Raw genomic sequence first — 12,628 nt, 5'->3', positions numbered from 1 at the left:
CCGCCCGCCGACCCGATGATCGGCCGTCTCGTCGACGGCCGGTACCAGGTGCGCTCGCGGATCGCGCGCGGCGGCATGGCGACCGTCTACCTCGCGACCGACCTGCGACTCGAGCGGCGCGTCGCGATCAAGATCATGCACGGCCACCTCGCCGACGACAACACGTTCAAGACCCGGTTCGTGCAGGAGGCCCGTTCCGCCGCGCGACTCGCGCATCCGAACGTGGTGAACGTCTTCGACCAGGGGCAGGACGCCGACATGGCGTACCTCGTCATGGAGTACCTGCCGGGCATCACGCTGCGCGACCTCCTCAGGGACTACAAGCGGCTCACTCCCGAGCAGACGGTCGACATCCTCGACGCCGTGCTCTCGGGGCTCGCCGCCGCCCACAAGGCGGGCATCGTGCACCGCGACCTGAAGCCCGAGAACGTGCTGCTCGCCGACGACGGCCGGATCAAGCTCGGCGACTTCGGGCTGGCTCGCGCGGCCAGCGCCAACACCGCCACGGGCCAGGCGCTGCTCGGGACGATCGCGTACCTCTCCCCCGAGCTCGTCACCCGCGGCGTCGCCGACGCGCGCAGCGACATCTACGCGCTCGGCATCATGACCTACGAGATGCTCACGGGCGAGCAGCCGTACGTGGGCGAGGCGCCCATGCAGATCGCCTACCAGCACGCGAACGACTCGGTGCCGGCGCCGAGCACTCGCGCCCCGTCGGTCCCGCCGGAGCTCGACGAGCTCGTGCTCTGGGCGACGACCCGCGACCCCGACCAGCGACCCGCCGACGCGCGCGTCATGCTCGAGCGACTCCGCGAGATGGAGCCGCACCTCCGGCCCGCGCAGCCCATGGCGTCCGCGAGCGACACGATGGTGCTCGCGGCCGGCGACCGCCTCCCTACCGCCGAGACCCGGGTGCTCGGCGGTGGTGCGCTCGCCGTCGCCGCCCCGGACGCCGTCGAGCCCGACGACGACGCGGCGGCCCTCACGCGAACCGCCGACCGGCGCCGCCGCCGCGGCTACTGGCTGCTCGCCCTCGTGCTCGTGCTGGCGGGAGTCGCGGGGGGCACCGGCTGGTACTTCGGCGCGGGCCCGGGCTCGCTCGCGGTCGTGCCGGACACCGCGACCCTCATGCCCGACAGCGCGACGCAGGTGCTCGAGGAGGCCGGGTTCCGGGTCGAGCCGGCCGAGCGCCACGACCCGGTCGTGCCGCAGGGGCAGGTCTCCGGCACCGACCCCGAGGCCGGTGCGCAGGCTCGGCGCGGATCGACCGTCCAGCTCTTCGTCTCCCTGGGGCCGCAACTGCTCGACGTGCCCCAGGTGATCGGGCTGCCCGAAGCCGATGCGCGGGCCCAGCTCGGCGAGCTGTTCACGGTCGCCGACGAGTCGACGGCGCAGTTCTCCGCCGACGTCGAGGCCGGCCTCGTCATCGCGGTCCTCGACGCCGAGGGCGCCGCGATCCCCGCCACGTACCCCGAGCTCGGCGCGGTGTCCCTGGTCGTCTCCGCCGGCCCAGTGCCGCCGGTCGAGGGTCTCGCGGTCGGCGACGCGCAGTCCCGGCTCGAGGGCGCCGGGCTCGTGGTCGAGTTCGCGGATCCCGCGTTCGACGACGACGTGCCGGTCGACGTCGTCATCACCGCGGACTGGCTCGACGACCCGATGAACCCCGGCGACACCGTCCGCCTGACGGTCTCCAAGGGCCCGGACCTCGTCGAGGTGCCGAATGTCGTGACCGGCCAGACCGTCGCGCAGGCACGGACGCAGCTCGAGGAGCTCGGCTTCGCCGTCGCCTCGAACGTGCCGCAGTTCCTCGAGGGCGCCGTCGTCGCCTCGGTGCAGAGCCCGGCGGCGGGCGAGCGCGTGAAGCGCGGGACCGAGATCACCGTCAACTTCCAGCCGTAGCATCCGGGCCGGGTTCGCGGCGCGCGTGCGGCAGCGCGCCCGGACGCGCCGCACCTCACCACCATCGTCACACCGCGGTCCCGGATGGCGACGGGCGGCCGCGGCGTCCATCGGACACCGCGGCCGCCCGTCGGACGTGCCGGCTCGGCGCTCAGCGCACCGCGAGCTCCTCGGCCACGAGGAAGGCCAGCTCGAGGGACTGCATGTGGTTCAGGCGCGGGTCGCAGAGCGACTCGTAGCGCGTCTCGAGCGTCGCCTCGTCGATGTGCTCGGAGCCGCCGAGGCACTCGGTGACGTCGTCGCCGGTCAGTTCGACGTGGATGCCGCCGGGGTGGGTGCCCGCCGCGCGGTGCGCCTCGAAGAAGCCCTTCACCTCGTCGACGACGTCGTCGAAGCGCCGGGTCTTGTAGCCGGTCGGCGTCGTGATGCCGTTGCCGTGCATCGGGTCGGTGACCCACAGCGGGTTCGCGTCGCTCCGCTTGATCGCCTCGAGGAGCGGCGGGAGCGCGTCGCGGATCTTGCCGGCGCCCATGCGCGTGATGAAGGTCAGGCGGCCGGGCTCCCGATGCGGGTCGAGCTTCTCGACCAGCTCCATCATGACCTCGGGCGTCGTGGACGGCCCGAGCTTCACGCCGATCGGATTGCGCACGCGCGACAGGAAGTCGACGTGCGCGCCGTCGAGCTCACGGGTCCGCTCGCCGATCCAGATGAAGTGCGCGGACGTGTTGTACGGCGTGCCGGTCCGCGAGTCGATGCGCGTCATGGGCCGCTCGTAGTCCATGAGCAGGCCCTCGTGACCGGTGTAGAACTCGGTGCGCTTGAGCTCGTCGAAGTCGGCTCCGCACGCGTCCATGAACTTGACCGCGCGGTCGATCTCGCGCGCGAGCTTCTCGTAGCGGGCGTTGGCGGGGTTCGCGGCGAAGCCCTGGTTCCACGCGTGCACCTGGCGCAGGTCGGCGAAGCCGCCCTGCGTGAACGCGCGGATGAGGTTCAGGGTCGACGCGGCCATGTGGTAGCCCTGCAGCAGTCGCGACGGGTCGGCCGCCCGCGACTCCGGCGTGAAGTCGTAGCCGTTGACGATGTCGCCGCGGTACGCGGGCAGCGTCACGTCGCCGCGCGTCTCGGTGTCGCTCGATCGCGGCTTGGCGAACTGGCCGGCCATGCGACCCATCTTCACCACGGGCATCGACGCGCCGTACGTGAGCACCACGGCCATCTGGAGCACCGTCTTCACCCGGTTCCGGATCTGGTCGGCCGTCGCGCCGGCGAAGGTCTCGGCGCAGTCGCCGCCCTGCAGCAGGAACGCCTCGCCGCGGGACGCGGCCGCGAGCCGGTCGCGCAGCATGTCGACCTCGCCCGCGAAGACGAGGGGCGGCAGCGTCGCGAGCTCGGCGGATGCCGCGTGCGCCGCCTCGGGGTCGGGCCACGCCGGCTGCTGCTTGATCGGCAGCGTCCGCCAATAGTCGAGGCCCGCGATCACGGAGGGATCTGCGTTCACGACGGGCTCGACGAGCTGTACCACTTGGCTGTCCTGGAGGGTTCGGGCGCACGGGGCGCGGGGAGGAACGAGATCGGCGCCGCGTCGCGACGCCGTCTCGCCAGCCTACCGCGACTGCGCGGCGCGTTGCTCCCGCACGGAGCTGGCGTAGACGTCGACGTACTCCTGCGCGCTGAGCGCCCGCAGGTCGTAGACGAGCTCGTCCGTCACGGAGCGCAACACGAAGCGGTCGCCCTCCATGCCCTCGAACCGGCTGAAGTCGAGCGCCTCGCCGAACACGATCCCGACACGGCGCACCTTCGGCAGTCGCGTGCCGATCGGCATGACCTCGGCGGTGCCGATCATCGCGACCGGCACGACGGGCACCCCGGCCTCGAGCACCATCCGGGCCACGCCCGTGCGGCCGCGGTAGAGCCGGCCGTCGGGGCTGCGCGTGCCCTCCGGGTAGATGCCGAGGATGCTGCCCTCGCCCAGGACGCGGAGCCCGGTGTTGAGGGACGCCTCGGAGGCCTTGCCGCCGGAGCGATCGATCGGCAGCTGGTTCGCCGCCTGGAAGAACACCCGCGTCGCCCACCCCTTGAGCCCCTTGCCGGTGAAGTACTCGCTCTTGGCCAGGAACACGACCGGGCGGTCGACGACGAGCGGCAGGAAGATCGAGTCGATGAACGACAGGTGGTTGGAGGCGAGGATGACGGGTCCCTGCTTCGGGACGTGCTCGAGCCCCACGACCCACGGACGGAAGATCGCGAGGAGGATCGGGCCGATCACGATGTGCTTCATGATCCAGTAGAACACCGGCGTCCTCCGTCCCTTGCGCGCGCCTGCAAGCCTAACCCCGGGGTCGGGCGTGCTCCTCGACCCGGAGCCGCGCGAGGTCCGCGGCCCCGACGACGCCGGCGTCGTTGACCAGCTCGGCGATGACGAAGTCGGGCTCCGGGTGGTAGCCCCGAGCCGGGAGGTGCTCGAGGAACGCCTCGCGGACCGGGGCGAGGAGCAGTTCCCCGGCGACGGCGACCCCGCCGCCGAAGACGAACCGCTGCGGGTCGAGCACTGCCGACAGGCTCGCGGCCGCCTCGCCCAGCCATCGCCCGAGCTGCCGGAGCGCGGCCAGCGCGCCCGGGTCGTGCCCGGCGATGAGCCCGCCGACGACGGCGCCGTCGAGCGCACCGTGCTCGTCTCGGGCACGCGCGAGCGCCTGGCCGATGCCGCCGGCGTCGGCGATCTCGTTCGCCATGCGCAGGAGCGCCCGGCCCGAACCGTACTGCTCGAGGCATCCGTGCTGGCCGCAGCCGCACGCGATGCCGCCCGGGACCACGCGGAGGTGACCCAGCTCGGCGCCCGCACCGAACCCGCCTCGGAACAGGCGATCGCCGGCCACGATCGCGCCGCCGACGCCCGTGCCGATGGTGAGCATCACCATGTCGCTCACCAGCCGCCCGGCGCCGAACCGGAACTCCGCCCAGCCCGCCGCGTTCGCGTCGTTCTCGACGATGACGGTGGTGCCCACGCGCGCCTCGAGCTTCTCGCGGAACGGCTCGTTGCGCCAGTCGATGTTCGGGGCGTAGTACACCGTCGACTGCGCCGCATCGATGAAGCCCGCGGCGGCGACCCCGACCGCGGGGACGGGCGCACCCTCCGACAGGCTGCGGATCATCTCGACCACCGCGTCCTCGAGGGCGACCGAGTCGCCCGCCGGGGTCGGGACGCGCTCGCTGCGCACGATGGCGCCGAGCTCGTCGACGACTGCCCCGGCGATCTTCGTGCCGCCGATGTCGATCCCGATCGCGTGCACGTCGGACTGCCTTTCCGGAGGGGTCGGGGATGCGGAACCGCAGCGGACTCGCCGCGCAGCACCGACTAGAGTGTAGTCAACCCCAATGCCGAGGTTCGCGCGGCCCCGAAGCGTGTGCGACCTCCCGGTGCCGAAGGAGCTACCGTGACCGAATTCGCCACAGCGCCGCTGGTCCCAGCGGACCCGGATGCGAACACCACCGACCTGCTCGTCGAGCGCGCCAAGGCGACGCCCGACTCGGTGCTGTTCTCCCTGCCCACCGCCGACGGAGGGTGGAGCCCGGTCACGACGCGGGAGTTCCACGAGCAGGTCGTGCGACTGGCCAAGGGCCTCGTCGCGGCGGGCATCCAGCCCGGCGACAAGATCGGGCTGATGTGCAAGACCCGCTACGAGTGGACCCTCATCGACTTCGCCGTGTGGTTCGCCGGAGCGGTCCTCGTGCCGATCTACGAGACGAGCTCGCCGTCCCAGGTCAAGTGGAACCTCGGCGACTCGGGCTCGATCGCCGTCATCGTCGAGACCGCCGACCACTTCGCGCGCTTCGACGAGGTGCACCCCGACCTCCCCGCCATCCGCAACGTCTGGCAGATCGACCTGGGCGACCTCGACAAGCTCTCCGCCGCGGGCGGCGACGTCCCCGACGACGAGATCGAGCGCCGGCGCAACCTCGCCGTCGGCTCGGACATCGCCACCCTCATCTACACGTCCGGTTCGACCGGCAAGCCCAAGGGCTGCGTGCTCACCCACTCGAACTTCGTCGAGCTCTGCCGGAACTCCGCGGTTGCGCTCAAGGAGGTCGTGCTCGACCCCGACGGCGCCTCGACGCTCCTGTTCATCACCACGGCGCACATCTTCGCGCGCTTCATCTCCGTGCTCTCCGTCCACGCCGGCGTCCGCGTCGGCCACCAGCCCGACACCAAGCAGCTGCTCCCCTCGCTCGGCAGCTTCAAGCCGACCTTCCTCCTCGCGGTCCCCCGCGTGTTCGAGAAGGTCTACAACGTGTCCGAGCAGAAGGCCGAGGCCGGCGGCAAGGGCAAGATCTTCCACGCCGCGGCCGAGACGGCGGTCGCCTACTCGACGGCCCAGGAGGCCGGCGGCAAGATCCCGCTCGGGCTCAAGCTCAAGTTCCGGCTCTTCGACCGCCTCGTCTTCTCCAAGCTGCGGGCGGCGATGGGCGGCAACGTCAAGTACGCCGTCTCGGGCTCCGCCCCCCTCGGCCCCCGCCTCGGCCACTTCTACCACGCGCTCGGCATCACCATCCTCGAGGGCTACGGGCTCACCGAGACCACGGCGCCCGCCACCGTGAACCTGGTCACGAAGTCGAAGATCGGCACGGTCGGTCCGGCCCTCCCCGGGGTCTCGGTGCGCGTCGCCGCCGACGGCGAGATCGAGGTCAAGGGCATCAACGTCTTCAAGGAGTACTGGAAGAACCCGGAGGCGACCGCCGCGGTGTTCGACGGCGACTGGTTCAAGACCGGCGACATCGGCACGTTCGACTCCGACGGCTTCCTCACCATCACGGGCCGGAAGAAGGAGATCATCGTCACCGCCGGTGGCAAGAACGTCGCTCCCGCCGCGCTCGAGGACCCGATCCGCGCCAACCCGCTCGTCGGGCAGGTCGTCGTCGTCGGCGACCAGAAGCCCTTCATCTCGGCGCTCGTCACGCTCGACCCCGAGATGCTCCCGGTGTGGCTCAACACCCACGGCGAGGACGCGGGCATGAGCCTCGACGAGGCGAGGCGGCACCCCGCGGTGCACGCCGAGGTCCAGCGCGCCATCGACGCGGCGAACGAGCATGTCTCGCGCGCGGAGTCCATCCGGAAGTTCGTCATCCTCCCGATCGAGTTCACGGAGGCCAGCGGGCACCTGACGCCCAAGATGAGCATCAAGCGGAACGTCATCCTCGAGGACTTCGCCGCCGAGATCGAGGGCATGTACTCCGGGGCCCCGGCGACCGAGGGGCACTCGATCGTGCAGTGACCCGAGGCCGGCCCCGCACCGGCGCAGCGAAGGGCCCCGTGGCGATCCACGGGGCCCTTCGCCGTCGGCGGTCGGAACGATCCAGGGGCGTTCCGCCGGATCAGAACCAGTCGGACTCGCGCACTGCGCGCATCGCCGCCCGGCGCTCCTCCTTCTCGAGCCGATCGAGGTACAGCAGCCCGTCGAGATGATCGACCTCGTGCTGGAGCGCCTGCGCCATGAGGCCCGTCCCGGAGAGCTCGATCTCGTTGCCCTCGAGGTCGGTGCCGCGCACCCGGGCGAACGGATGCCGCGGCGTCTTGTGCCAGAGCCCGGGAACCGAGAGGCAGCCCTCGTCGAGTAGTTCCGGTTCACCCGACACCTCCACGACGTGCGGATTGATGATGTAGCCCACGTCTCCGTCGACGTTGTAGCTGAACACGCGCAGGTTCACGCCGATCTGCGGTGCGGCGACCCCGGCGCGCCCGGGCAGCCGGACGCTGTCGACGAGGTCGTCGACGAGTGCGCGCACCCGGTCGTCGATCTGCTCGACGGGTGCTGAGACGGTCTTCAGGACAGGGTCGCCGAACAGGCGAATAGGACGTTCCGGCAATGGTGCTCCGAGATCAGTGCCCGCGTTCGGCGGGCAGGCCTTCCACCACGAGGGCGGCGAGTTCGCGGGCGGCGTACTGGGTCACCGGGCGCAGGTCGCGCCAGTGCACCACCGAGCCCGCCGCGAGCTGCGGGTCGTACGGGATCCGCACGATCTCGCGCACGCGCGACTGGAAGTGGGCCTCGATCTCGTCGACCTTGACGAGATGGGTGCCCTGGGTCGCCAGGTTGATGGCGACCACCGCATTGGCGACGAGGTCGCCGTAGCCGTTCGCCTCGAGCCAGGTGAGCGTCTCGCTCGCGAGCCGGGCCTCGTCGACGCTGCCGCCCGAGACCACGACGATCGAGTCCGCGCGCTCGAGCGTCGCGCGCATCACCGAATGCACGATCCCCGTGCCGCAGTCGGTCAGCACGAGCGAGTAGTACCGTGCGGCGAGGTCGGCGACGACCTCGTAGTCGGCGGCGTCGAAGGCCTCGGCGAGGTGCGGATCGGTGTCGGACGCGAGGATGTCGAGCCGGGTCTCGTCGCGCGACACGAACTCGGAGAACTCGGTGTAGCCCGTGATCGAACGCGCCTTCGCCACGACGTCGCGCACGGTCTCGCGCGTCTGGCGGTCGATGCGCTCGGCGAGCGTGCCGCGGTCCGGGTTCGCGTCGATGGCGATGACCCGGTCGTCGCGCGCATCGGCCAGCGCCATCCCGAGCAGCGCGGTGACCGTGGTCTTGCCGACTCCGCCCTTGCGGGTGAGCACGGGCACGAAGCGCGCACCGCCCTCGAGCCGCCGCTGGATCCGCTCGCTCATCGCGCGATGCGCGCGCACGCGAGCGGAATCGCCGAGGTTCACGAGGTGGAACGTGGCGTCGTAGAGGAAGCGGTTCAGGCCGCCCTGGGGCGCCGGACGCGTCGTGCGGGTGACGTCGATCAGCCGGTCCGCGGTGAGCGAGTCTGGGGTCTCGGGCACGCCGACGGCGACATCGGCGCCCTCGTCGTCCACGATCGCGACGTGGGAGCCGGTGTCGGTCGTCACGCGCTCGCGCCGCAGCCGGGTCTCGTCTGCGGCGAGCAGGGCGCCGTACGGCGAGGCGCCGTGCCGCCGGCTGCCTCGCGACAGCGCGGGATCGCGCAGCTCGACCGAGGTGGTCGCCGCCGACACGGCCAGGTCGCCGGGATCGACCGCGATGTCGTCGATCGCCACGGCGACCTCGTCGTCGGGCATCTCGGGCGGTGGCGGAGGCGGCAGGTCGACCCGGACGACCGGATCTGCCGAGGGATCGGAGCCCGCTCCTCGACGGGTTGAACGTGATGCGCGACGCCTGGTGCTCTCCGAATCGTCGTGCTCAGCCACCGATTCCCCTCCTCGTCAGTGCGGAACGCCCACCAGTTCGGGATGGAGCCAGCCTACAGCGGCCGGACGACGACCAGCAGATCACCCGCCTCGACCTGCTGGGTCCTCGGGATCGCGACGCGTTCGACCACTCCCGCGATGGGCGAGGTGATCGCGGCCTCCATCTTCATGGCCTCGATGGATGCCACGGCCTGCCCGGCCGCGACCTCGGCGCCCGCCTCGACCTGCAGCGTCACCACGCCCGAGAAGGGGGCGGCGACGTGTCCGGGCTGGGACTGGTCGGCCTTCTCGGCCGCGCGGGCCTCGACGGTGATGCTGCGATCGCGCACGAACACCGGCCGCAACTGCCCGTTCAGGATGGTCATGACCGTGCGCATGCCCTTGTCGTCGGCCTCGCCGATGGCCTCGAGTCCCGCGTAGAGCCGGACGCCCTTGGCGATCTCGACGACGTGCTCGGCGCCGGGGCGCAGCCCGTACAGGTAGTCGGCCGTGTCGACGACGGAGAGGTCGCCGAACAGTTCGCGGATCTGCTCGAACTGGCGGGTCGGGGCGGGGAAGAGCAGGGAGTTCAGCAACTCCTGCCGATCCCGCCCCGGGGTCTCGAGACCCCGGCGCTGGGCATGCGTGAGCTCGGTGACGCCCACGCGCACGTCGCGGCCGGCCAGCACCTTGCTGCGGAAGGGCTCGGGCCAGCCGCCCGGCAGGTCGCCGAGCTCGCCGGCCATGAAGCCGATCACCGAGTCGGGGACGTCGTACTTCTCCGGGTTGGCCTCGAAGTCGGCGGGGTCCGCCTTCACCGCGGCGAGGTGCAGCGCGAGGTCGCCGACGACCTTCGAGGACGGCGTCACCTTGGGAACGCGGCCGAGGATCCGGTCCGCCGCCGCGTACATGTCCTCGATGAGCTCGAAGTCGTCGGCGAGGCCGAGCGCGATCGCCTGCTGCCGCAGGTTCGACAGCTGGCCGCCGGGGATCTCGTGGTGGTAGACGCGTCCCGTCGGTCCGGGGAGCCCCGACTCGAACGGGCGGTACAGGCGGCGCACCGCCTCCCAGTACGGCTCGAGGTCGGAGACGGCGTCGAGCGAGATCCCCGTGTCGCGCTCGGTGTGCGCGAGCGCGGCGATGAGCGACGACGCGGAAGGCTGGCTCGTCGTGCCCGCCATGGGGGCGCTCGCGACGTCCACGGCGTCGACGCCCGCGCGGCTCGCGGCCAGCAGGGTGGCCAGCTGCCCGCCCGCGGTGTCGTGCGTGTGCAGGTGCACGGGGAGGTCGAACCGCTCGCGCAGGGCGGCGACCAGCCGCTCGGCCGCGGTGGGCCGGAGCAGGCCGGCCATGTCCTTGATCGCGAGGATGTGCGCGCCGGCCGAGACGATGTCCTCGGCGAGGCGCAGGTAGTAGTCGAGCGTGTAGAGGTCCTCGGCCGGGTCGAGCAGGTCGCCGGTGTAGCAGACGGCGACCTCGGCGACCGCGCTGCCCGTGGCGAGCACGGCATCGATCGCGGGGCGCATCTGGGAGACGTCGTTCAGCGCGTCGAAGATCCGGAAGATGTCGACGCCCGTCGACGCCGCCTCCTGCACGAACGCGTCGGTGACCTCGGTGGGGTACGGCGTGTACCCGACGGTGTTGCGCCCGCGCAGGAGCATCTGGATGTTGAGGTTCGGCAGCGCCTCGCGAAGCGTGCCGAGGCGCTCCCAGGGATCCTCGCCGAGGAAGCGCAGCGCGACGTCGTACGTCGCGCCGCCCCACGCCTCGACGGAGAGCAGCTCGGGCGTCATCCGCGCGACGTACGGGGCGACCGCCGCGAGGTCGCGGGTGCGCACGCGCGTCGCGAGGAGCGACTGGTGGGCGTCGCGGAACGTGGTCTCGGTCACCGCGAGCGGCGTCTGCGCCCGGAGCGCCGCTGCGAAGCCGGCCGGACCGAGCTCCAGCAGCCGCTGGCGCGACCCGCTCGGGGCGGGCTGGGCGAGGTCGATCTCCGGCAGCTTGTCGACGGGCGCGACCGTCGTGGGCGCCGGCCCGTTGGGCTGGTTCACCGTGACATCCGCGAGCCAGTTGAGGATCTTGGTGCCGCGGTCCTTCGAGACGCGGCCGCGCATGAGCTGCGGACGCTCGTCGATGAAGGAGGTGCTGAGGTCGCCCGACGTGAACTGCGGGTCCTCGAGGACCGCCTGCAGGAAGGGGATGTTCGTCGAGACGCCGCGGATGCGGAACTCGGCGAGGGCGCGCTTCGTGCGGGTCACCGCCTGCTGGTAGTCGCGGCCGCGGCAGATGAGCTTGGCCAGCATCGAGTCGAAGTGCGGGCTGATCTGCGCTCCCGGGTTGACCGTGCCGCCGTCGAGGCGGATGCCGGCGCCGCCGGGCGACCGGTAGGTCGTGATCTTCCCGGTGTCGGGACGGAAGTTCGCCGTGGGGTCCTCGGTCGTGATGCGGCACTGGATCGCTGCGCCGCGCAGGTGGATCCGATCCTGCGTGAGGCCGAGGTCGTCGAGACGCTCGCCCGCCGCGATGCGCATCTGCGCGACGACGAGGTCGACGTCGGTGACCTCCTCGGTCACGGTGTGCTCGACCTGGATGCGCGGGTTCATCTCGATGAAGACGTGCTGGCCGGCGCGCTCGCCCGCCGTGTCGAGCAGGAACTCGACGGTGCCGGCGTTGACGTAGCCGATGGACTTCGCGAACGCCACGGCATCGCGGTAGAGCGACTGACGGGTCTCGTCGGCGAGGTTCGGCGCGGGCGCGATCTCGACGACCTTCTGGTGGCGGCGCTGGACCGAGCAGTCGCGTTCGAAGAGGTGCACGGTCTCGCCCGTGGCATCGGCCAGCACCTGGACCTCGATGTGGCGCGGACGCAGGACGGCCTGCTCGAGGAACATCGTCGGGTCGCCGAACGCGCTGTCGGCCTCGCGCATGGCCTCCTCGAGCGCTCCGCGGAGGTCCTCCGGCCGGTCGACGCGCCGCATGCCGCGGCCGCCGCCGCCCGCGACCGCCTTGGCGAAGATGGGGAACCCGATCTCGGCGGCCTGCGCGAGCAGGGCGTCGACGTCGCGCGACGGGTCGGTCGACTTCAGGACCGGCACGCCGGCCGCGATCGCCTGCTCCTTCGCGGTGACCTTGTTGCCCGCCATCTCGAGCACGCGCGTGGGCGGTCCGATGAAGGTGATCCCGGCGTCGGATGCGGCCTGGGCGAGCTCGGGGTTCTCGGAGAGGAACCCGTAGCCGGGATAGATGGCGTCGGCGCCGGACTCCTTGGCCACGCGGATGATCTCGGACACGTCGAGGTACGCCCGGACGGGGTGGCCCGGTTCGCCGATCTGGTACGCCTCGTCCGCCTTCAGGCGGTGGAGCGAGTTGCGGTCCTCGTAGGGGAAGACGGCGACGGTCTTCGCACCGAGTTCGACGGCGGCTCGGAACGCCCGGATGGCGATCTCACCGCGATTGGCGACCAGGATCTTCTCGAACATGCAGGCCTTTCCGGACGGGGGTTCTCCGCACAGCGAACATTTAGGTATCGCTCCGCGAGTAACG

8 protein-coding genes are annotated in these 12,628 nt (G+C 71.6%); 2 read left to right on the top strand and 6 right to left on the bottom strand.

Features of this window, described 5'->3' with window-relative positions; all coding sequences use genetic code 11:
- Positions 1-15: 15 nt before the first annotated feature.
- Positions 16-1,899 carry a Stk1 family PASTA domain-containing Ser/Thr kinase gene (gene pknB / locus WBQ80_RS00330; protein WP_336572784.1) on the top strand — a complete coding sequence of 628 codons (1,884 nt, stop codon included), beginning with the start codon at positions 16-18 and terminating at the stop codon, positions 1,897-1,899.
- A gap of 151 nt (positions 1,900-2,050) precedes the next feature.
- Here pknB and WBQ80_RS00325 read toward each other — a convergent pair whose 3' ends face one another.
- The 3 genes from WBQ80_RS00325 to WBQ80_RS00315 form a co-directional block, all read right to left on the bottom strand.
- A complete protein-coding gene (locus tag WBQ80_RS00325) occupies positions 2,051-3,379 on the bottom strand; it encodes a class II 3-deoxy-7-phosphoheptulonate synthase (protein ID WP_336572783.1) in 1,329 nt (442 codons plus the stop codon).
- 123 nt (positions 3,380-3,502) lie between these two features.
- Positions 3,503-4,192, bottom strand: coding sequence for a lysophospholipid acyltransferase family protein (locus WBQ80_RS00320; RefSeq protein ID WP_336572761.1), 690 nt, complete (start codon positions 4,190-4,192; stop codon positions 3,503-3,505).
- A gap of 34 nt (positions 4,193-4,226) precedes the next feature.
- Positions 4,227-5,189, bottom strand: coding sequence for an ROK family glucokinase (locus WBQ80_RS00315; protein WP_336572760.1), 963 nt, complete (start codon positions 5,187-5,189; stop codon positions 4,227-4,229).
- Between the two features lie 144 nt (positions 5,190-5,333).
- Between WBQ80_RS00315 and WBQ80_RS00310 the strand changes: the two genes are divergently transcribed.
- Positions 5,334-7,169: an AMP-dependent synthetase/ligase gene (locus WBQ80_RS00310; protein WP_336572759.1), complete on the top strand. Its 1,836-nt coding sequence runs from the start codon at positions 5,334-5,336 to the stop codon at positions 7,167-7,169.
- Positions 7,170-7,269: 100 nt separating this feature from the next.
- Here WBQ80_RS00310 and def read toward each other — a convergent pair whose 3' ends face one another.
- The 3 genes from def to WBQ80_RS00295 all read right to left on the bottom strand — a co-directional run bounded on the left by def (position 7,270) and on the right by WBQ80_RS00295 (position 12,564).
- Positions 7,270-7,761, bottom strand: coding sequence for a peptide deformylase (def, locus tag WBQ80_RS00305; protein WP_336572758.1), 492 nt, complete (start codon positions 7,759-7,761; stop codon positions 7,270-7,272).
- 13 nt (positions 7,762-7,774) lie between these two features.
- Positions 7,775-8,977, bottom strand: a complete 1,203-nt coding sequence (locus WBQ80_RS00300; RefSeq protein WP_337282432.1) for a MinD/ParA family ATP-binding protein — start codon at positions 8,975-8,977, stop codon at positions 7,775-7,777.
- Positions 8,978-9,159: 182 nt separating this feature from the next.
- Positions 9,160-12,564, bottom strand: coding sequence for a pyruvate carboxylase (locus WBQ80_RS00295; protein ID WP_336572756.1), 3,405 nt, complete (start codon positions 12,562-12,564; stop codon positions 9,160-9,162).
- Between the last annotated feature and the right edge of the window lie 64 nt (positions 12,565-12,628).

The organism is Agromyces sp. CCNWLW213 (assembly GCF_037199545.1).
Taxonomy (GTDB): Bacteria; Actinomycetota; Actinomycetes; order Actinomycetales; family Microbacteriaceae; genus Agromyces.
Note: the sequence above shows the minus strand (reverse complement) of the source record. Positions and strands in the feature narration are given on the sequence as shown.

Bases quoted from the DNA above. Each gene is read 5' to 3' on its own strand.
- pknB (WP_336572784.1), top strand. From the start codon at position 16: ATGATCGGCCGTCTCGTCGACGGCCGGTACCAGGTGCGCTCGCGGATC.
- WBQ80_RS00300 (WP_337282432.1), bottom strand. From the start codon at position 8,977: ATGCCCGACGACGAGGTCGCCGTGGCGATCGACGACATCGCGGTCGAT.
- WBQ80_RS00295 (WP_336572756.1), bottom strand. From the start codon at position 12,564: ATGTTCGAGAAGATCCTGGTCGCCAATCGCGGTGAGATCGCCATCCGG.